Raw genomic sequence first — 22,079 nt, forward strand, 5'->3', positions numbered from 1 at the left:
ATACAAATTCTTGCAATAAAAAACAAGCTATTTTAAACCCAAAATACTAATAATCAGTAAATTATAGGTGGTTTAAGGAGAGACTAACTAAAAAATGTTCATCGTTCAAAATCTTATCATTCCATACTTTTGGAGTTTTCCCAACATTAAACAAAAGAATCTTGCAGGTGTAATCAATGATACTCTATCTGCGATTTTGTAGGAAACATCCATAAAAAGGTGATATATTGGATTATCACTGGTTCCTATTTTCTTTTCCTGATAAGGTGGATTTCCAATAACTACATCAAATTTCATATCGTCATTATTAATTTTTACTTGGTTATCTTTTATTATTTCATTGTCCTCTTTGATAAGATCGTAGGAAGTAAATTCACTTTCTATATGCGAAACATCAAGTTCCAATAATTCATATACCTTCCTAGTAAATTCATAAGCTATTTTTGAAGTTGGAATAGAATAAAAATTCTTGGCAATGTTTTTTCCAAATTTTTTATAGCAGGCAAAGGCAAATTCACCCTGTTTGGAAGCAATATCAAGTAATTTTGTTCCTTCTGTTATTGCACCCTCTGGAAAAACATTAATCATTCGCTCTGTGACCTTTTCTGGAGTAACAATTTCCGATTCGGATAATCTTGTAAATTTTCGCATCGCAATCTCCGCTCTTTCAATTGGTCGCAATGCAAGATCATTTGTCAATGTATTAATATTCTGAATCTTATAATCTAATTCACTTAAAATAAATGGATTCAAAGCAGCTTGAAAAATATTCAAAATTTCTATCTTCAGACCAAGGTTTTTAGCTAATCTTTGATTATTCAGATTTTCATTAATCTCATCAAGAATTGCTTGTAATGATATCACCTTTGAATCAGTTAAGAATGCAAAAAATAAAATCTTAGAATAATACGTTGCAAATTTCTTTTTGATGGAGGTTTCATCATTTTTTGTTTCTTCAGAACTACCGTAAGATGGTTCTTGCTCATTAATGTTCTCCTCCCCTTTATTAGATTCATCTATATCGAAATCATCTCCCTCGCCATCTGTTTCAACTGCTTTTATTTCTAACCCTTGTTTAGATCCAATTTCACCCTGTTTTTCAATTTCTTCCTTCAATAAAGGATTATTTAAGATTGAAAGATCAACAGGTAAAGCAGTTGCTTCATCTAAGACACTTCTCTCGTTTGAATATTTTCTAACTGCATCTAAAACATCTGCAGCTTTTACTTCAACTAACTTATTGTGATTAAGTGTAATAATGGGTGATATTTCCAACTCTCGACTCAATCTTTTCTCTAATTTTGAATTTCCGTTAGCATCTGTGTTTACGTTGTATATTTGTGATTTCTGCTCTTGCATCACAAACATTCTGTTGGGATCAAAATCAACCAACAAGGTTTGTGGCTTCATATTGAATTTAATGACATCATTATTTTCATCAACAAATTCTCTGATATACTGATTTTGCAATCTAAATATTGCTTGGTCATATTCCTGTGGCGACGCAGTATCTTTGAAATATATCATTGTATCCCATTCTTCAACCGTACTACCAGTTAACATCCTATTTACGGTTAAAGTAATCGTTTTTTTATTCTCTGCCTCGCAAGCTTTTATTTTTCTTTTTACATCCTGAGTATTTCGAAATTCAGTTTCATTCTCTACTCCAGCAATATTGATAATTTCATATCCACAAAGATTCTTGAACCTTTCTTTATTTTCAATAATTAAATTCTCCAAAGCATCACAAGATGCACGAAACGGCAGAACACAAACAATATGTCTGCACATATTTCCTTTCTTAATTTTATCATAATCCAAAAACCCCAAAAGATTTTCGTCATTTTTTGATCCATCAATTACTTCTAGTAGATCAAGAATTTCCGATTCGTGTTCAAATTTTTTATGGAGATTTTGTACAGTATCTTTTCTGATTGATTTGGGTCTAAATAATGCTGAAAAAGCATAAGTGATCCCATTATTCTTCAAATCTTCCATTTTCTTTCTGGAAGATTCGTTCGGGTTGAATGCAAAACGAATCATCTGCGGAAATCCATAATACGGATTCTCCCATTCTTTAACATCATCTTTGTTTAAATTCTCTTCATCCCATTTTTGTTGATCGTCCGCAATGTCAGTAAACTGGTAGAAAGCGATAATATCTTCATCAGTGAACTCACTACCCATCAGAATTCGATAAGGTGTTCCAGAAAGATGAAGGCGGATCTTCGCAATAAAAACCTTTAGTGAATTTTCTAACTCTTCAAGTGTTTCATCTCCACCTTTCAATTCTCTATTAATATCAGTTTTTGATTGTAGAACTTTTCCATATTCACTTGCTCTTGCCCCAAAATGAGTTTCGTCTACAATTAATAAATCAATTTCATTGTCGAAAAGTTCTTGATGTTTTGCTTTGATATCATCTCCTTGCAAATCTTGAAGTGTTAAGAATATCACCAATTTCTTATTTTCTGCTAAATTATCAGAGATAACTATATCACTTGCAAGTAGACTGTCGCTATCAAGAAACTCATAATCTTTAAACCTTTTATGACTTTCAGTAGTTTTTTTCCATTCACTTTTAACATCGGCTTTCGCTGAAACCACTACCACAATCCTTGCGTCAATTTCAGTTGCACAACACAATGAGGTAAAGGATTTTCCAAAACGCATAACGGCATACATTAGCAAATTTGTTCTGCCATTATCTACAGCAATCTTAAATTTCTTGATTGTTTTGTCCTGATTTGGTCTTGGGAGAAAACAAAGAACTCTATCATAAACAAATGCTACAGGAATCCTACTGCTATCAAATTTGTAAAATTGATACTTGCCGTTATTGTCAGTAAATCCCGATCTAATGTCATTTACTGCTTACTGAATATCTTCAATAGATGTATTTTCAAAAAATTCTTTTGAATAATATGGAATATCTGGAATAGAATCAGTTTGTAATCTTTTTCGCTTCTTTTCGCTTTCTAAAAAATAATGAACTGATAAGTCTCTATAAAAAGTTTGATCATCTGCTTTTGCAACATCAGAGTATTTTCTTTCTAAATTTGGATAGTATTTTCGCCATTCATTTAATCTTTTCTCTATAGGTCAATAAGTATCTCCAACCTTCATGTAATTTGGAATTGTTTCCGTCGAAAAAGCATAAATATGAGGTTCAACTCTTCCATAAATGATACCTTCAAGAATATCTGAATTAATGTAGTCTTCTGGCATAATTTCTCAATAGCTATTTTAATAAATCAACAAATCTTATTTTTTTCCCCTTTTTACCAGTCAACTTATCGACACTTTCCCAATCTTTAATAAGACAATATTTTCCGTTATGTTTTTTAATTTCATTTTTATCGCAACCTTCACATGGGATTTCAGTCGTGGTTTTCTCACCGAATAAGTTTTCTACTTCATGTTCCTTCGATTCGCAAGAGTTTGGCAAAACTCCCTTCAACCCGTCCATTTGCCAAACATTCCATGATATGATATAGGCGATGTATTTGATTGACTTTAATAATGGTTCTTTCTCAAATTTTTCTCTGTAAAAATCAATAAATGTATATAACATTGCTTCTCTCGCCAGCAACAGACTGTCACCTTGCCATTCAAAAGCATAAGTATTCTTAAACGCAATTTGAGATGCCTTTAACCAGTCTCCAGAAGAATGCACGTTTTCACAAATAACTCTTAATTTTCTATCTAACAAGCCAATTCTTTCTTTAATAGGAATAAACTCCCCAGTTGTAGTATCGTATCTGCTTGTAATGTATGGAGCTTCTCCACATGCAATTTCTAATCTTTTATCTCGCACATAATGTTTCCAAGTTTTCCCCTTAGGAAATTCTACTTTTTCAGGATTAGTAATCCATCTTTTTGATCCTCTTGATTCATAAACCTCGCTGTTAAATACATTTTCTCTTCCAAACCATGCATTGTCAATCAAATTATTTTGAGCATTACAAACCCATGATGGTGTAAAAACTTCCGCTTTATCTTTTATTCTAAAAAGTTGCAATTGCAAATCTTTTTTCACTCTCGGCATTATTACATTTCCATTATCACCTGTAATTAGTTCGGGTTTTATCTCAGAGTTAAATTCATAGCCTTTACCAAGGTTTTCATAATTATCAGTACCCCAAAAAATATTTTTCTTAGAAGTATGGTCACGAAGAAGTATTTCAAGAATTTCTTCTGAAAGTTCTATTATTTCATTTTCTAAAATATCAACAGCATTAATCATTTTCCTTTTCTTACTTTGTTGAATTCAACAATTCTTTAACGTCCAAATCAAGAAGTCTTGCAATCACAACGAAAGTTTCCATAGATGGCTGTATTTCATTTCGACACCATCTGGAAACGGTTGTTTCTGATTTATTTAATTGATCTGCAAGCCATTTACCCGTTTTCTGTTTTTCAGCAAGTACAGCTTTAAGTCTATTAATTGGAATTTCCTGCATAGAAATATACATTTTGTGTAAAGATATTTAAAAAAGAATCATGAATATTAAGTCTTTGTATTAAAAATAAAAAAAGAATGAGAACTTTTGTTCTCATTCAATATCCATAGTTGGCGTACCAGTGACCCAATGTTTTGTAAAGATAATAAAATTTGCGAAGTTATTTACTTTCATACCCTTCTTTAAACCTCAAAAATTTCTCGCCATCTTTCTGATTTTTCTTCATCCATTTGTTTATCAAATCCGTATTGTACTTCAATTGGTCATAGTCTTTGATTTCGAAAATAGCTTTTCCATCTTTCTTGATTTCATCCAAAATTCCCTGCCGAATTTCACTTTTGGCTCGGATGCTTTCGGAGTACCATTTGAAAGCAAAATGTCCTGAACCAAATGTAATGATTGCTGCCAAGGACAAAATACCGATACTTCCTGGAAAAATAAATTTGATGTGTTTTTCAATTCTTTCAAAAAAGTTGATCGTTTTTTCAGACAAATCTGCAGGAATGCTTTCAGGAATTGAGGATTTGAAACCTATGATAGATTCAAGTTCTGTTCTAACAAGCTGCATCGCTTTTTGCATCATATTGGTCGAACCGATAATCGCATTCTGTGCGGATTGATAAAAATTTCGAGCTTCTAAATGGACTGATTCAGTTTGTTTCGTGGATTTGATGTTTTCTTCATTCGTTTCAACCACCTTTCTAAGCAGTTCATAAATATCGTTTTGTGGTTCGTTTGGCGTTGTGTTTTGATTTTCCATTTTATCTAAATTTTCTTTTTTTGCGTTTTAATAATTCGTCGTCGGGAGCTGTGTAAGTTGGTTTCAAGAATTCATCGATGGTTTTTCCGATTTCCTTTGTTACCGTGTTTTGCAAGGTTTCAAGTTCATTTTCTGTTTGCATCTGATTCAATTTTTCCTGAATGATTTCGTTTATCTGATAATTCGATTCCAAAATCGATTTGATGTCTGCGATTTTCAGTTTGTTGGTTATTTCTGAAAGTTTGTAGCCTGGTTTGTATTGTCGCTCGGTTTGGTGGTTGATGTCCTCATATCGCACAATCCGCATTCCTGAAATTCCGTCTTTCACATTTTGAGAAAGTGTTACCAGATAACCTTTCAAATGCATTTTCATTACAAGATCATCGAAATTTTTTGCGTATTTCAGCGAGTTCGTTAAAGTATAATACATCATCTTTTTTTTCTCGTTTCCAATCTCGATGTCGGTTTTCAGATTCAGTTCCTGACAGACTTCACGCACGGCTTTTCCAAAATTTTCTCCAATTTTATGTGCTGTAATCGTGTTTTCGCCAAAAGTGTTTACTCGGTTCACGATAAAGTGAATGTGTTTTTGCTTCGTGGAAGAATGAATATCCAATCGAATTTGGTTGTCATCCGTAACTCCAACTTTTCTTAATGCTTTTAATGCTAATTCAGCCAGTTCTTCATTTGTCAGCTTATCGCCAATGGATTTTTCTGGAGAGATATAACCTGTCAATGTCCAATTCTTCACATTCTTATTTCTGTTGGCGACGGCTTTCATTTCCCTGAACTGCAGTTCGGCATCCTCGCTCAAAAGATTATTGCTATAAACCATTTCCGCAGTTCCTCTATCGTTTCCATTATATTCCACCGCGATTTTGGAAATTCGTCTTGTCGTGGCACTGTTATTCATCTTCTTGAAGATTCTCCTGTGATCTCGCATTCATCTTATTGTATAGATAATCGTAGATTAGTTTTGTCACAATTTCAATCTCTCTTAGAATAACCTTTGTATGGTCAAGTTGTGAAAACTCACTGCGCCGAAACATATTTTTGATTCTGATGAAATTATTTCCGTAGTCGAGCAAAGTTTCATCTTCTTTAAATTCATTAATTCTCAGTTCTTTTTCGGTAATCAGAAATCGCAAATATTTTGAAACTGAAAGTTTAAATCGTTTTGCTATTTTTTCAATTTCTTCATATTCCTTTTCAGTAATTCTCGTCGAAACGACTCTCGTAAATTGGTTAGAAGTCTTCTTTTTTAAACCACCTTTTCTGCCGATTTCTTTGAAGAAATTCCTCCGCTTTTCTTGTGCAATTTTCTTTTCCTGTTCTCTTGAAATTTGCTGTAAAAATTGTCTTAATTGATCATTTTCCATTTGATATATTTTTTCTTTTCTGAAGCAAAAATTTCTATTTTTTACAATTAATTTTTTTTGAATTTTGTCTGATTTTTCTTTGAAATTTTTTCGAATTTCGATTGAAAATTTCCCTGAATTTCGAATCAAATTTTGACTGATTTTTTCCAAAATCTGCGTTCAGTTTTATAGTTTTCGACGATAGGAGAAAACCAAAATGTTCCAATTTTACAATCAGCGGACACGCTTTTTGTAAACATTGGGTACTTTTTGCACTAACTATCTGCCGATTTTGCGTGCAGTTATTTTACGCGGTTCTTCATTTTCGACACCTGTATCTATTTTACGCAGGTCTGTTTCTTTTATACCTGTATCTATATTGAGCATGGTACCTGTATCTGTTTTACGCAGGTTCCCACTGATTAAAAACTCATTTAAGTCTTTGTGATTTTTGAATAAAAATCTCTCATCTGATATATTAGAATTTTGCTTTTTGAGAATTTCGGTGACAGAATCTCCTGTCCTGTCATTGTCCAAAAAGAGTTCAACATTTTTATAATTTTCGAGTTGATTTTTGACCTTTGAAATCATGGTGACGGAATTTAAAATGATGTAATTCGAAGTTTCCTTTTCGAGTGATTTTTCCAAGATTTTGAACGACAGATAATCTGCAAATCCTTCAAAAACTCTTAAAGTTTTCGATTGATTTTTTATGGAAGTGAGGTCTTTTTTACCTAAGCAAAGTTTGATGTAAGGATTCCTGATTTCATATCCGTCCGAATCATTTTTGAATCCCAAACCGAAATAATTCTTTCCGTTGAGTTCGTAATGGATTTCTTTGAGTTCAGATTTCAGGGAATCGAGTTTTCTTGATTTTAAGTATTCCATCAAACTTGGATGTTCCAATTCTTTGATATCCAAAATTTGATATCCTGATTTTGGTTTGAAATTATCTGTTTCAATTTTTTGATTTGTCGAAATTGAATAATCAAATCTTATCAGATATTCCAATGCTTCGGAAACTGAGCATTTTTTAATTCCCTGAACCAAGGAAACATTGTCATATTTCATTCCTGTTCCAAAATCAAATGCAGTGTTTTTTTCAAAATTAACCGAAAGACTCGGCGTTTTTTCTTCACGATCAAATGCGAGATAAAAAGCGGTTCTTCTGTTGTCTTTGCTTGGGAAAAGAGAAAAACTCTCCAATATTTCCCTGATGCTGATATTTTCGTTGGCTTGTTTGCAATTCATAATGTTGGTTTTTTGTGTTTTTGTGTTTTGTTTTATAAAGTTTTTTGGTGTTTTCACCTACCTTCTTACCTAAGCCTTTAGCAGAAAGTGTTGAGAGTGATTTTCTTGACTTACCTTGACTTACCTTTCTACCTGCTTTTTTTTAAATATTTTCTAATTATTATTCTTTTATACTTAGGTAACTTTAGGTAAGTCTTATCATCTATTGTTACCTATTATAAAAGTGTTTATTCATAATGGTTGCAAAGGACTTTAGGTAAGCAGGTAATTAGGTAGGAGGAATTTTAAATAATTTCTAATCATTTTTTTCGTCCTCAATTTTCCTTTTGATTAAATAGCCATAAACCTGCTTTTTGGAATGCTTGATCCTTTCAAAGTTTAAGGCGGTTAATACTTTTCCGATTTTCACGTTGTTCATTCTTACTCCCAAAGCGTTGCTCATTGCGAGCATTATTTCGGTTGCGGTGAGGAAGTCCCTTTTGTTTTCTGATTTTTCAAAATGGGTGATAAGGATTTCCTGTTCCAAACTGACCTGTTTGAATTTTTCGTTTCTTTTTTCATTTTCGATAAGTTCTTCTGCAGTGAGTTCGGGATTGTAATTTTTCCTTTCAAAAGCATTGTGATACGCTTGCGCCCAAACTTGGTTGATGTTGATTTTCTTTGAATATCCAAAATCAATTTCCAAAACCTCAAAAATGATCCATCTTACACTTCCTGTCTCATCTGTCAAGAAATCGGAACGATTGGTCGAACCACAAAATGACGAAGTTCTGTACATCAACGACGATTTTCTATCGTAGGGTAATCTTGCATTCACAGTATTCTTCGAAATAAATGCCTTCAAAATATTGACATCCGTTTTGGACATCACCGAAAGTTCATCGATATTGATGATTAAGTTTTTGCAGAGCGCAATGAGTCCATCCTTGTCAACGCCAATATCTTCGGTATAATATTTCTCCAAACTTGGTGGAAGCAGAAACCTCAAAAAACTTGTCTTTCCACTGTTTTGCTTCGTATTGTAAAGGACGAAGCATTGTTTGTTGATGTATCCTCTTTTCAATGCACACAAGACAGATTTTGTCAACCATTTTTCAAAATGGATTTGGAAAGGTTCTGTATCGGTTGTCTTCACAAAACTTGTCAATCTTTGGATATGGTTTTCGCCATCCCATTTTTCGAGGTTTTGAAAATAGTTCTCGAATGGATTGAAAATGGAAATCAAATGGCTTCGCATCAATATTTCAAGTTTGTTGAACGCAATGTTGATTCCCGCCTGAGTAAGTTCGATATACAGCGAGTTCAAGTTCAACTCAGTCCAATCGCCATTCTCTGTCTTTATCTCGAATTCCAAGGCGATTTCGTTGAAGCGGAGTTGGTATTTCTTTCCGATATATTTTATTATTTTGTCGAAAACCGTGACCGAACCTTTACTGCTTTTATAGAGTTCTTCTTCAGTATCCATAGCCTTTAACCTCTATTTCGTCTGAAATTTTTCGCAGCCTCTGCTTCAATTTCAACCATCGTTTTTCTTCTTCCGTTGCGAATCCATTCAAGCAATTCATCTTCGAAAAAGTATAGTTTCTTTCCGCTTTTGTAACACGGAATTTGGCGCGTTCTTACCAATGTATAAACCGTCGGTTTTGCTTTTCCAATAATTTCGCACGCCTTTTCGATGTCGATGGGTGTTTTCTTTTGAGGAATAGAAACCGATTCTTTTCTCAGAATCAATTCTTTAAGTTCTTCGACTTGATTGTTCAAATGTGCGACTGCACTTGGTAGGTTTTCAAATGAAATTTCGTTGTGTTCCATAATGATTGATTTTAATTGTTATGGTGCAAAGAAAAAAAGTGATTTCTCTGTGATGCCGATAAACACGCAATCACAGAGAAATCACTTATGAAACACTTTTGTTTTTAATTTTTATTAGTAAAAAAGAACTTGGAAGGAAATATAAGATCGAAATAAAGTAAACACAATTGCGAACGCAGTGTATTCGCAATTAATGATCTGATGAAAAATCCGAATTTCGATAGGTTTTTCAACCAGAGAATTTAGGAGACACCGTCTAGTATTTTCATACTGCGGAAGAAATCATCAATTAAAGCAGACACAAAAAAAATGTCGCAAATATTGGATAAATTTGCGACAGATTTCACGAAAATATTTTTGTAAATAACTGATTTCAAGTTAATTTCAAAAACTAAAAATACGAACCCCTCTTCGCTTTTTTAGAATTTTTTTTTCGATTAAACGCTTAATAAAAAAGACAAATCAATCAACAAGATAAGCAATCTCCTCAATCTTAATAATTCCCTTTTTTTCATCATCCCGAAGATGCGATTTGATGCTGCCTTGCTCAACATCCTTCAAAGAGGCAAAAACCGATTTCAAAAATTTTGCAATCGAATCCTGATTGGTCACTTTGAAATAATTCCAAATATTCCATCCGAAATGATAAAGATCCAAATTGGAAAGTTCTGTTGTTGTAACTGAAACATCATTAGAAATATCCTTTTGGTCGGAATAACTTTTTACAGCATCACACAAAATTACAAGGTCTTGGTCATTCGTGTACAAAGCAAATTTCTTCCTTGTATAATCTAAGGCGACGTCGAGTTTATCTTGTTTCTTTTTATCGAGCAAAATTTGTTGTTGGGTTCTGATTTCTTTTAAATCCTTTATCGATTCATTTCCATCTTTAGATTTAACTTTCGATGAAATCTCTGGTTCTTTGGATGGAACAGATTCGACGATTTCTTTTTCTTTTGTCTGAGATTCCGCTTTAGAAACTTCAGTAATTTCATTTTTAGATAGATTATTACAATCTATCAACTCTTCTGAATCAAATACATTTTCTTTAACCAACTTTTTTCTAACCCATTCTACAAAATTAGTTTTCTCCAAAAATTCATCAAGTAAAACAATAATCAGTAAATATATCACAAATGCAAATCCGGCAGCTCCCCAAAAAATAATAGTTCCGCCGAAATCATCATTAGATTCTTTCCGATAAAAGTATCTGGAAATGAATCCTACTATTACACAGGCGATAATTACTAAAAAATACTGCAGAACATAATCGCGATTTTTACGGTTCATAAATACTAATTTTTTAGTGTTTTCAATTGTATCGCTTCTGCTGCCTGATTTTTCTTCTCATCCACCACTATCGCGTAAACCTGTGTTGTTCTCACATTGGTGTGTCCAAGCATTTTCGAAACTGTGTAAATATCGGTTCCGCTAGAAAGTTGCAAGGTCGCAAAAGTGTGTCGAAAATTGTGAAATGTAATTTTCTTGGTAATTCCTGCGGATGTAATCCATTTTTTTAAAGGTCGGGAGATCCATGCTGAATCAGGAAGTCCACTAAAAACTAACGTTGTTGATGATTTCCTTTTGCCACAAAGTTGCAGCGCTTGCGCAGAGATGGGCATATATTCCACACCTTTAGTCTTTTGCTGGGTAAAATGAATACGCGGTGCATCATTTTCCATGCTTATTTCTTCCCACTTCAATTTCTGAATATCAGAAAGTCGCAACCCTGTTAATGCTGAAAAAAGTGCTGCACGCTTTAAAACCTCATAGTCGCACGGAGTTTCCACCAATGTGTTCAGTTCATCAATAGTTAAATATTCTCTTCGGGATTCTATTTCAGAAATTCCTTTCAATTTTGCGGAAATATCAGTTAAGAAATAATCGTCGATAAAAGCTTGTTTCAATGCTGCTTTGAAGATCGAGAAATATGTTGCAGCACTGTTTTGCGACAATGTTCCTTTTTTGTTTCCGCCAAGTGGTGCGCTCAAAAGAAAGGTTTTATAATTTTCACAAAATTTCATATCAATCTTTCCAAACGGTATAAAATCATCACCATAAGATTTAAGAAACTCAAGCGTCCTTTCCCAATTAACTTTGATGGAATCCGAACTGTTTTTATGTCGCCTTTTGATTAGAGATTTGAAGTAGTCTACAAAATTCTCCTGCCTTTTTTCATTCATTGTCTCTTGCAGCAAATCAACTTCATTGTAAATATTCTTTTTATCATATTCCCTTTGTCTTATTTTTCGTACAGAATCTGCATAAAACATAGTTCCCTTATCAAGATCACTTTTGCAAACTATAATACCATTGTCATCTCTTTTAGGTTTATATGAAACGGATTCTTGGGTTGTTCTTGCAGGTCTTTTCTTATCAAAATCTACGGTTGTGACGCTTCGGTTCAAATATTCCCGGATTCTTTGAACTTTATCTTTACCAGGAATCATCACAGGATAACTTTCCAAATAAATAAACCATTCTTTTCGGAATTCGGATTTTCGCAATCGTACTGTCACTTTGGTTTTTAATAACTCTTTCATTTTCCGTCAAAAATTTTATCAATTAAATTTTTAGGAACATACACGAAACTTCCAACTTTCTTTGTCGGAATTTTGTTTCTTTTAATCAGGTTTGTTACAGTTCCTGGATCAGCGTAGAATTTTGAACTAATTTCGGAAATTGTATAACAATTACCAACTTCAAAATTGGGTTTCTCAATTATTATTTCCTTTTCTTCCGGTATTTCAACTGCTGAAAATAAATCTTCCAAATCTGATCGCTTAACACGAGTTAATCTTACTCCAAAATTAACTCCCTTTATTATTCCACGTTTTATTAATCTGTGAATGGTATCTCTCGATATTCCAAACATTACAGTTGCTTCAGCAACGGATAAAAATTCACGAGATTGAACTTCTGCAATTTTATTCACATACTTTTTCAATAGTGTTTCTTTTTCCACTCGTTCTTTTTCCTGCTTTTTGCGCTCTTTTCCCGATTTATTAGCGCAGGAAACAGTACAAAAACGAGTCGTAACTGTCTTTGCTTCAAAGGGTTTTGAACACTGCTCGCATACCCTTGGTATTTTTAATTTACTAAATCCCATTCTGAAATAACATCCTGAACATTTTCTATTTTTTGGCTTCTAAAATAAAATAAGGCGCATAAGACGCACATTACATCCAAATAACACGCGGTACAAATGAGATACAAAATTACAACAAAAATCGATTAAAATCAACTATTACTAAAAAATGCAAAAACAAAAAAAATCGCTGTAAACATTACGTTTACAGCGATTTGCTAATTTATTTTAATCGATATTAATCGATGATAATTGCTACTTACTTGACTTCTTCGAAGTCTGCATCTTGTACATCATCAGTACCTGAATTAGCTCCGGCATTTGCTTGAGAAGGATCTGCACCTGGCTGACCTTGTTGGCCTGCTGCGTACATTTCTTCGGAAGCGGCCATCCAAGCAGCGTCTAAAGCTTCGGTTTTGGTTTTCGTAGTATCGGCATCTTTTGCTTCGAAAGCGGTTTTCAATTCTGCAACGGCAGTTTCGATGGCTGCTTTTTTGTCGGCTGAAAGTTTGTCGCCAAATTCTTTCAACTGTTTTTCAGTTTGGAAAATCAAACCATCCGCTTTATTGAATACTTCAACTTCTTCTTTTTTCTTAGCATCTGCTGAAGCATTTTCTTCTGCTTCACGCTTCATTCGTTGGATTTCTTCTTCAGAAAGTCCTGAAGATGCTTGAATTTTAATAGATTGCTCTTTTCCGGTTCCTTTGTCTTTCGCAGATACAGAAAGGATTCCGTTTGCATCGATATCGAAAGTTACCTCGATTTGTGGAACTCCTCTTGGTGCAGGTGGAATATCTGTCAAATCAAATCTTCCGATTTCTTTGTTATCGTTGAACATTGGTCTTTCTCCCTGTCCTACTCTGATGCTTACAGCCGGCTGATTGTCAGACGCTGTAGAGAACACTTCAGATTTTTTAGTTGGGATGGTAGTATTCGCATCAATTAATTTAGTGAACATAGAACCCATTGTTTCGATACCTAAAGAAAGTGGTGTTACGTCTAATAAAAGAACATCTTTCACATCACCAGTTAAAACTCCCCCTTGAATTGCAGCACCAATTGCTACTACTTCGTCAGGATTTACTCCTTTTGAAGGTTTTTTACCAAAGAACTTCTCAACTTCCTCTTGGATGATTGGGATTCTGGTAGAACCTCCTACCAAGATTACCTCATCAATATCTGAAACTGAAAGTCCAGCATCTGAAAGCGCTTTTTTACAAGGCTCCATTGATCTTTTTACCAAATCTGCTGACAATTGCTCGAACTTCGCTCTTGTTAAGGTTTTCACCAAGTGTTTTGGTCCTGTAGCCGTAGCAGTGATATACGGAAGGTTGATTTCTGTTTGCATTGAAGAAGATAATTCAACTTTTGCTTTTTCAGCAGCTTCTTTTAATCTTTGTAATGCGATTGGATCAGCTTTTAAATCAACACCTTCTTCAGATTTGAAGTCGTCTGCTAACCAGTTGATGATTACATCATCGAAATCGTCACCACCAAGGTGGGTATCTCCGTTTGTCGACAATACTTCAAATACACCATCACCTAAATCTAGGATGGAGATATCGAAAGTACCACCACCAAGGTCATACACTGCGATTTTTTGGTCTTTATGTGCTTTATCAAGACCGTAAGCTAAAGCTGCAGCCGTAGGTTCATTGATAATTCTTTCAACAGTTAAACCTGCAATTTCCCCAGCTTCTTTAGTAGCTTGTCTTTGTGCATCGTTGAAGTATGCAGGAACGGTGATTACCGCTCTGGTTACTTCTTGTCCCAAATAATCTTCCGCAGTTTTCTTCATTTTCTGAAGGATCATTGCAGAGATTTCTTGTGGGGTATATTCTCTGTCATCGATTTTTACTTTTACGATATCGTTTGGTCCAGCAACTACTTTGTATGGTACTCTAGAAACTTCATTAGCAACATCTTTAAAGTGGGCACCGATAAATCTTTTGATAGAATATACAGTCTTCGTAGGATTGGTTACTGCTTGTCTTTTTGCAGGATCTCCTACTTTTCTTTCGCCATCTTCGGTGAAAGCAACAATTGAAGGCGTTGTTCTTTTACCTTCTTCATTAGGAATTACAACAGGGTCTTTTCCCTCCATTACAGCAACACAAGAGTTGGTTGTACCTAAATCAATTCCAATAACTTTACTCATATTTTTATTTTTTTAATTTAAAATTTACAAACTGATTTTCTCCAATTTTATACCAAAATAAAAAAACGTGACAAATTGACATTTTTTTCATAAAAATTGGTAGTCATAAGCTGACAATTAAAGCAGCAAAGCTCAGCGGTTAATATAACAGTTAATCTCATCTGGATTTATGATTACTGTGATAAAGCTATGGTGATTCGGATCATAAAAAAACTCCTCACAAGGATGATAACTGTAAGGAGTTTTTTTACGGAAAAGTAAAATTTGAAAGGACTTATTTCTTCAAAGTCAAAATATACTCTACCATTTTTTTTGCATTTTCTTTACTCATCCCCGCATGCGGAGTCATCGGAATTTCACCCCAGTTCCCTTTACCGCCGTCGATTATTTTGTTTGCCAGCATCTCGATATCTGCGTCAGTATATTTATCGGCAACTTCTTGGTAAGAGGGGCCTACGAGTCGGGCATCCGTTTTATGGCATGTAAGGCAATCCATTCCTTCGATAAGCGCCAGGCCTTCATGTTTTCCGGCAGCTGCAGAGTCTACCACCTTCAGTGTGGGTTCTTCCAGCATTACATTACTTTCTTTCGCGGAATCAATCGGCTTTTTACTGCAGGAAGCAGCCATAACAAGTACACAAATCACTACGTATTTCTTCATATTGCTAAATTTTTAACAAAATTATTTTTTATTCTTTAAAGATCTACCACAAATTTGGCGATAAAAGTCATATAAACCGTATGACTATGATCATACTCGCATGAGGGCAAATGTTTCTACTTTTGAGTAAACAAAAAACAATTAAATTATGTACACCCTTAAAACAACGGCACTTTCAGTTCTCACATTGGCACTTTTCTCCTGCGGAGGGGATAAAAAAACAGATTCAATTCCTACAGCAACCACCACCGAAACTACAGCTACTACTACAGAAGCTCCTGCTGCACCAGGAACCAATGAGTACGACCCAAAAAGAGGTTTAGGAAAATGGGATGCTTCTAATGTTGATGTAAGTAAGTTTGATGCTGCGATGGCGGCAGAAGGTAAAAAAATTGCCGAAGTAAAATGTACTTCTTGCCACAAAACTACCGACGAAAAATTGGTTGGTCCTGGTTGGAAAGGTATTACTACAAGACATACTCCGGAATGGATCATGAATTTTATTTCTAATCCTGATCCAATGATTGATGTAGATCCTGAACTACAAAAGCAACTGGAGCTTTGCTTGGTAAGAATGCCAAATCAGGGACTTGCTGATAACGAAGCGCGAGAAATCCTGGAATATATGCGCGAGATTGACGGCGCAAAATAAATTCTGAAAAGAAAAATTTTAATCAAATATATATGAAAAGTCTTAAATTATTGGGGCTCTCTGCCATTGTTGCTGTAACAGCGCTGACAGGTTGCAAACCAAAAGGTACTGAGACCGCCGTAAGTGGTGACGCTGCACAAAAAGTTTACGTTGCTCCCGGCAAGTACGATGAGTTTTACAACTTCGTGAGTGGTGGTTTCAACGGGCAGGTAAACGTATATGGCTTGCCAAGCGGAAGATTGTTAAAGGTCCTTCCTGTTTTCTCCGTAAATCCTGAAAACGGATACGGATACAGTGAAGAAACCAAACCAATGCTCGAAACTTCTCACGGTTTTATTCCATGGGATGACCAGCATCACCTTTCCCTTTCACAAACTAATGCGGAAGTGGACGGAAGATGGCTTTTTGCCAACGCAAACAACACTCCGCGCGTGGCAAGGATTGATTTAAAAACATTCAAAACGGTAGAAATTCTGGAGTTACCAAACTCTGCGGGAAACCACTCCTCACCATTCCTTACCGAAAATACGGAGTATGTGGTGGCCGGAACCCGTTTTGCAGTTCCTACAGATGATGCCAACGGCGATGTTCCTATTGATTCTTTCAAAGAAAACTTCAAAGGAGTACTATCTTTTATTGGAATCGATCAGCAAACGGGCGGTATGGATCTTTCTTTCCAAATTGAAGCTCCGGGGATTAACTTTGACCTTTCACATGCCGGTAAGAAAAAATCGGGCGACTGGTTCTTCTTCTCCTGCTACAACTCTGAGAAAGCAAATACTTTACTTGAAGTGAATGCCTCGCAGAATGACAAAGACTTCATCATGGCAGTGAACTGGAAAAAAGCTGCTGAACTGGTGAAAGCCGGAAAAGGAAGAAAAGTAACCACAGAATACGCGCACAATAAATGGGATGAGAGTACCCACAGTGCAACATCTACCATGAAGAAAGAAGTAGTTGTGCTTTCTGTTGAAGATATGAAAGATGCTATGTTCATGATTCCTTGTCCTAAATCTCCACACGGATGTGACGTTGACCCAACTGGTGAATACATCATCGGTTCCGGTAAATTGGCTGCACTTATTCCGGTATTCAGTTTCGACAAAATGATTAAAGCAATCGCTGACAAAAATTTTGCAGGAGAATACGATGGCGTACAGGTTATTAAATACGAAGCTGCTTTGCACGGTGAGGTTCAGAAACCAGGTTTAGGCCCACTCCACACAGAGTTTGACGGAAAAGGAAATGCCTACACTTCGATGTTCGTTTCTTCTGAAGTTGTGAAATGGAATATTAAAGACCTTAAGGTTCTTGACAGACAACCAACTTTCTACTCTGTAGGACACTTAATGATTCCAGGCGGTGATTCCGGGAAACCTTTCGGGAAATACCTTGTAGCGTACAACAAAATTACCAAAGACCGTTATTTACCTACAGGTCCGGAACTGGCACAGTCTGCCCAGCTCTACGACATCAGTGGTGATAAAATGAAACTGTTGCTGGATTTCCCAACCTTTGGCGAGCCGCATTATGCACAGGCACTGCCCGGAGATATGATCTCTAAAAACCAGGTTAAATTCTTTAAAATAGCCGATAATAAACACCCTTATGCAACCAAGGGAGAAGCTGAAAGTAAAGTGGTGAGAGAAGGGAACAAAGTTCACGTTTACATGACATCAATCCGTTCGCATTTTGCACCTGATAATATTGAAGGAATCAGAGTAGGTGATGAAGTTTACTTCCACGTAACCAATCTCGAGCAGGACTGGGATGTACCTCACGGTTTTGCCACCAAAGGCAACCAGAATGCCGAACTTCTGATTATGCCGGGAGAAACCTGTACTCTGAAATGGGTTCCGAAAAAACCTGGAATGTACCCAATGTACTGTACCGACTTCTGTAGTGCACTGCACCAAGAAATGCAGGGATATGTAAGAGTATCACCCGCAGGAAGCAATACTCCGCTTATCTATTCTCTGAATAATAAGAAGGACAACGCACAGAGCCCGGTAAAACAAGGGGAAACAAAATAAATTCAGAAATAAAGGGCAGATATTTCTGCCCTTTTTTAATTTTTAAAAATAATGAAAACTCATACCTTAAATAATTTAACAAGAGTTTTATTGATTGTTTGCGGGATTGCACTTGTGATTTCCATCTTTGTACCGCTTTGGTCCATTTATCTGGAAGCACCGCAATACCCTGAAGGTTTGGCCATGTATCTCTGGGCAAGTAAAATTACCGGAGAATACGAAATCATCAACGGACTTAATCACTATATCGGTATGAAGACCATCCACCCCGAAGATTTCTGGGAGTTTACAGTACTTCCCTATGCTTTAGGATTTTTCGCAGCACTTTGTTTACTGGCTGCTTTTCTGAATAAAAAGATGTGGCTTTATATCACTGCCGTTTTATTCATGATCTTCGGCGTTGCATTTATGGTAGATTTCTGGCTTTGGGAATACGATTACGGTCACAATCTGGATCCTAACGCTGCTATTGTAGTACCGGGAATGTCTTATCAACCTCCTTTAATCGGATTTAAGCAGCTGCTTAATTTTGGCGCATATTCTTACCCGAACATTGGCGGTGGAATTATGTTTGGCGTTGCATTAATTTTGGCTATATTAGCATTTATAGAGTTCAGAAAACCAAAATCTGTCTGAGATTACCAGTCAGCAATCAATATTAAAATTTAATTCAAAACCCTATGAATTTTACAAAACCACTTATTCTAGCAGTCTCAGTTTTAGCAATTATGTCTTGCCAGAAGAGCGGTCCCCAAGATTTCGCTCTTGGTAAAGACCAGTGCGACAACTGCCGGATGACCATCACTGAACAGAAATACGCTACCCAATTGATTACCCAGAAAGGCCGGGCTTATAAATTCGATGACATTATGTGTATGAACATGTATGAAAGTTCGAATCCCGACAAGGCCACCAATGCAAAAACCTATGTGATCGATTACCCTTCCGGTAAATTTCTGGAAAAAGCTAAAGCTACCTTCATCAAAGGCGGCAGCATAAAATCCCCAATGGGCGGAAACACACAGGCTTATCAGGACAAAGCAGCCGCACAGAAAGCCGCTGCCACGCTTGGAGCCAGTTTAACCAAATAAAGAAGTATGTTCAGATTAATGTTGCTGTTTTTTCCGGTATTTGTTTTTTCGAATATTCTGAAAGTGGGAAAAAACGAACAGTTTAAAACCATTAAACAAGCTGTCGCCGCATCAAAAAGTGGCGACAGTATTTTAGTGGAAAGCGGGGTTTACAAAGAAGGCAACCTCAGCATTACGCATCCTTTATCACTCATCGGTATCGGCAGGCCGGTTCTGGATGGGGAAATGAAGTATGAAATCCTCTCTTTCCGCGCCAACAATATCCTGCTGAAAGGATTCCGAATCATCAATTCCGGTGAAGACGAAATAAAAAACATCGGCGCAGTGAGGCTTTACAACAGCCATTACTCAACCATTGAAAATAATATTTTCGAAAACAACTATTTCGGCATTTACATTCAGCGCGGTTACCGGTGCATGATACGAAATAATAAAATAATTTCTACGCGGGCCACTTCACAGGAAGGAATTGGTGACGGAATCCACGCCTGGGTAAGCGAGGAAATCTGGATCAAAAACAATTATATTGAGGGTCTCAAAGACGGCATTTACCTCGAAAAAGTTATTAAATCATACATTTACCGCAACTACTCTAAAAAAAATCTAAGATATGGCCTCCACTTTATGTCCTCTAACGACGATGTGTATGTAGGCAATACCTTCGATAATAATAATGCGGGCGTAGCAGTAATGTACAGCAATAACGTGGGAATGGTCGCCAACAATTTTATCAATAACTGGGGTGACGCGAATTACGGCTTACTTCTGAAAGACATCAGTTTCAGTAAAATAAAACAGAACAGATTTCAGAACAACACGACTGCCATTTTTCTTGATGGCGCCACGAAAATTGATCTTTTCAAAAATGATTTCGAAGACAATGGGTGGGCAATGAAAATCAATTCCAACTGTATGGAAAACCGTGTGATTAACAACAATTTCATCAATAACACTTTTGATGTCAGCACGAGCGGCACCATGGCGATGAACGATTTCAAAAAAAATTTCTGGGACAAATACGAAGGCTACGATATGGACAAAGACAAAGTGGGCGACGTTCCTTTTCACCCGCTAAGTTTATATTCTGTTCTTGTAGAGAACAATCCATCGATCATGCTGCTTTTTAAAACATTCTTTGTAGATCTGCTCGACAAAACCGAAAAAATAATCCCCAGTCTCACGCCCGAAAATTTTGTGGATGAGCAGCCTTTGATGAAAAAAGTTGAAATATAGAAAAGAAGTGAGAGTTTCCCACCAAATTTAGAATTATGATAGAGGTAAAAAATTTAACTAAAAAATTCAGCAAATTCACCGCTCTGGATGATTTGAATTTAACTTTCACCAACGGCAAATCTATAGCCCTTATAGGTCCCAACGGCTGCGGAAAAACCACTTTAATCAAATCGATTTTAGGACTGAATGTTATCGAAACCGGCGATATTCTGGTAGACGGCAAAAGTGTGAAAGACGATTATCTCTACCGCCAAGACATCGGCTATATGCCACAGATCGGCCGCTACCCGGAAAATATGAGTATCGGCCAAACCATCAAAATGATTAAGGATACGCGGAAAATATCCGAAACCCATCTCGATACCGAACTCCTGGAAAACTTCGAACTGGAAAAAATGTACGACAAGAAAATGGGAACACTTTCCGGAGGCACCACCCAGAAGGTGAGCGCTGTACTGGCATTTATGTTCGATCCTAAAGTTATCATTCTAGATGAACCCACCGCGGGCCTGGATCCTTTGGCTTCAGAAATTCTGAAAAACAAGATCATCAAAGAAAAAAATAGGGGCAAACTCATCATCATTACCTCGCATCTTCTGAGTGAACTTGATGATATTGTGAGCGAAATTGTTTTTATGAATGAAGGAAAAATCATCGTTCAGCAATCGGTAACCGACTTGATGACCGAAAGAAAATCGGAAAAAATATCAGAATCCATCATCAGCATCCTAAAAGAAATGAAAAAATGAACAAGATCGCACGCTTTATCCTTTTTGATATTTTAAAAAATAAGATTGTCATTTTCTATACGATTCTGCTTTTCATTATTTCATGGTCAGTTTTGGGCCTGGAAAGCAATTATACTAAAGCTACGCTCAGCCTGCTGAATGTGGTGCTTCTGGTAGTTCCTTTAGTAAGCATTATTTTTTCCACCATTTATGTTTACAACAGCAGCCAGTTTATCGAACTGCTCCTGAGCCAGCCGGTGCCGCGGGTAAAAGTCTGGTTTAATATTTTCGTGGGACTTTCTACCGCGCTGATTCTGGCGTTTCTGTTGGGATGCGGAATTCCGATTCTGCTGTATTCCTCCATTGAAACAGGATTTTCTCTGATTATTATCGGTATTTTACTTTCGGTGATCTTCACTTCTTTTGCGATGCTTTCGGCCATTATCAGCCGCGACCGTGCGAAGGGAATCGGAATTTCTATTTTCATCTGGATGTTTTTCAGCATTATATATGATGGGATTCTTCTGGTCCTTATGTTCCAGTTTGCAGATTATCCGATTGAAGGAATTATGGCAACACTTGCAGGACTAAATCCGGTGGGGCTTTCGCGCATTTTCGTTTTGCTCCAGCTTGATATTTCAGCGATGCTGGGTTACTCGGGAGCTGTATTCCAAAAAGTTTTCGGATCGGGCGGCGGCATGGGAGTTTCGATGCTGATTCTCATGATTTGGGCAACGGTTCCATTTGTACTTTCGTTGATAAAATTCAATAAAAAGGACCTTTAATTACTA

General features: G+C 36.1%; 21 protein-coding genes. 7 read left to right on the forward strand and 14 right to left on the reverse strand.

Going from position 1 to position 22,079, the window contains the following annotated elements:
- Positions 1-105: 105 nt before the first annotated feature.
- From AP75_RS14540 to AP75_RS11530, 14 genes are all read right to left on the reverse strand, one after another.
- Positions 106-2,862 carry an Eco57I restriction-modification methylase domain-containing protein gene (locus AP75_RS14540; protein ID WP_317043844.1) on the reverse strand — a complete coding sequence of 919 codons (2,757 nt, stop codon included), beginning with the start codon at positions 2,860-2,862 and terminating at the stop codon, positions 106-108.
- Between the two features lie 379 nt (positions 2,863-3,241).
- Positions 3,242-4,246: a hypothetical protein gene (locus tag AP75_RS11470; RefSeq protein ID WP_031503897.1), complete on the reverse strand. Its 1,005-nt coding sequence runs from the start codon at positions 4,244-4,246 to the stop codon at positions 3,242-3,244.
- A gap of 10 nt (positions 4,247-4,256) precedes the next feature.
- The gene (locus tag AP75_RS11475) at positions 4,257-4,463 is read right to left on the reverse strand and encodes a helix-turn-helix transcriptional regulator (RefSeq protein ID WP_088264815.1); all 207 of its coding nucleotides are present in this window, start codon (positions 4,461-4,463) and stop codon (positions 4,257-4,259) included.
- 160 nt (positions 4,464-4,623) lie between these two features.
- Positions 4,624-5,223, reverse strand: coding sequence for a hypothetical protein (locus AP75_RS11480; protein ID WP_031503894.1), 600 nt, complete (start codon positions 5,221-5,223; stop codon positions 4,624-4,626).
- Between the two features lies 1 nt (position 5,224).
- The gene (locus tag AP75_RS11485; protein WP_088264782.1) at positions 5,225-6,136 is read right to left on the reverse strand and encodes a relaxase/mobilization nuclease domain-containing protein; all 912 of its coding nucleotides are present in this window, start codon (positions 6,134-6,136) and stop codon (positions 5,225-5,227) included.
- On the reverse strand, positions 6,129-6,602 hold the full coding sequence (locus tag AP75_RS11490; protein WP_088264816.1) for a plasmid mobilization protein: 474 nt from the start codon (positions 6,600-6,602) through the stop codon (positions 6,129-6,131). The genes AP75_RS11485 and AP75_RS11490 overlap by 8 nt, the downstream gene beginning before the upstream one ends.
- A gap of 258 nt (positions 6,603-6,860) precedes the next feature.
- Positions 6,861-7,832: a toprim domain-containing protein gene (locus tag AP75_RS11495; protein ID WP_084186134.1), complete on the reverse strand. Its 972-nt coding sequence runs from the start codon at positions 7,830-7,832 to the stop codon at positions 6,861-6,863.
- 295 nt (positions 7,833-8,127) lie between these two features.
- Positions 8,128-9,297, reverse strand: a complete 1,170-nt coding sequence (locus AP75_RS11500) for a VapE domain-containing protein (protein ID WP_034767499.1) — start codon at positions 9,295-9,297, stop codon at positions 8,128-8,130.
- A gap of 5 nt (positions 9,298-9,302) precedes the next feature.
- The gene (locus AP75_RS11505) at positions 9,303-9,644 is read right to left on the reverse strand and encodes a helix-turn-helix domain-containing protein (protein WP_031503886.1); all 342 of its coding nucleotides are present in this window, start codon (positions 9,642-9,644) and stop codon (positions 9,303-9,305) included.
- A 462-nt stretch (positions 9,645-10,106) separates the two neighbouring features.
- Positions 10,107-10,934 (reverse strand): hypothetical protein, encoded by an 828-nt coding sequence (locus AP75_RS14545; protein ID WP_088264784.1) that lies wholly within the window; start codon positions 10,932-10,934, stop codon positions 10,107-10,109.
- Between the two features lie 5 nt (positions 10,935-10,939).
- Positions 10,940-12,187 carry a site-specific integrase gene (locus tag AP75_RS11515; protein WP_031503879.1) on the reverse strand — a complete coding sequence of 416 codons (1,248 nt, stop codon included), beginning with the start codon at positions 12,185-12,187 and terminating at the stop codon, positions 10,940-10,942.
- The gene (locus tag AP75_RS11520; RefSeq protein WP_031503877.1) at positions 12,184-12,753 is read right to left on the reverse strand and encodes a helix-turn-helix transcriptional regulator; all 570 of its coding nucleotides are present in this window, start codon (positions 12,751-12,753) and stop codon (positions 12,184-12,186) included. Before AP75_RS11520 ends, AP75_RS11515 begins: the two co-directional genes overlap by 4 nt.
- Before the next feature lie 238 nt (positions 12,754-12,991).
- Entirely contained in the window at positions 12,992-14,890 is a 1,899-nt protein-coding gene (gene dnaK / locus AP75_RS11525; RefSeq protein ID WP_088264786.1) for a molecular chaperone DnaK, read from the reverse strand.
- 274 nt (positions 14,891-15,164) lie between these two features.
- A complete protein-coding gene (locus AP75_RS11530) occupies positions 15,165-15,551 on the reverse strand; it encodes a c-type cytochrome (protein ID WP_088264788.1) in 387 nt (128 codons plus the stop codon).
- Positions 15,552-15,699: 148 nt separating this feature from the next.
- Between AP75_RS11530 and AP75_RS11535 the strand changes: the two genes are divergently transcribed.
- Genes AP75_RS11535 through AP75_RS11565 form a run of 7 tightly spaced genes read left to right on the forward strand, consistent with a single transcriptional unit; the run spans position 15,700 to position 22,073 of the window.
- Positions 15,700-16,203, forward strand: coding sequence for a c-type cytochrome (locus AP75_RS11535; protein ID WP_031503873.1), 504 nt, complete (start codon positions 15,700-15,702; stop codon positions 16,201-16,203).
- 32 nt (positions 16,204-16,235) lie between these two features.
- On the forward strand, positions 16,236-18,236 hold the full coding sequence (gene nosZ, locus AP75_RS11540) for a Sec-dependent nitrous-oxide reductase (protein ID WP_088264790.1): 2,001 nt from the start codon (positions 16,236-16,238) through the stop codon (positions 18,234-18,236).
- Positions 18,237-18,287: 51 nt separating this feature from the next.
- Positions 18,288-18,872, forward strand: a complete 585-nt coding sequence (locus AP75_RS11545) for a hypothetical protein (RefSeq protein ID WP_031503869.1) — start codon at positions 18,288-18,290, stop codon at positions 18,870-18,872.
- Between the two features lie 44 nt (positions 18,873-18,916).
- Complete coding sequence (locus AP75_RS11550) at positions 18,917-19,327, forward strand: nitrous oxide reductase accessory protein NosL (RefSeq protein ID WP_088264792.1); 411 nt, start codon at positions 18,917-18,919, stop codon at positions 19,325-19,327.
- Positions 19,328-19,333: 6 nt separating this feature from the next.
- The gene (nosD, locus tag AP75_RS11555; RefSeq protein WP_088264794.1) at positions 19,334-20,560 is read left to right on the forward strand and encodes a nitrous oxide reductase family maturation protein NosD; all 1,227 of its coding nucleotides are present in this window, start codon (positions 19,334-19,336) and stop codon (positions 20,558-20,560) included.
- 35 nt (positions 20,561-20,595) lie between these two features.
- Entirely contained in the window at positions 20,596-21,309 is a 714-nt protein-coding gene (locus AP75_RS11560; RefSeq protein WP_088264796.1) for an ABC transporter ATP-binding protein, read from the forward strand.
- On the forward strand, positions 21,306-22,073 hold the full coding sequence (locus AP75_RS11565) for an ABC transporter permease subunit (protein ID WP_031504695.1): 768 nt from the start codon (positions 21,306-21,308) through the stop codon (positions 22,071-22,073). The genes AP75_RS11560 and AP75_RS11565 overlap by 4 nt, the downstream gene beginning before the upstream one ends.
- The last annotated feature ends 6 nt before the right edge of the window (positions 22,074-22,079 follow it).

The organism is Kaistella haifensis DSM 19056 (assembly GCF_000735695.2).
GTDB lineage: Bacteria > Bacteroidota > Bacteroidia > Flavobacteriales > Weeksellaceae > Kaistella > Kaistella haifensis.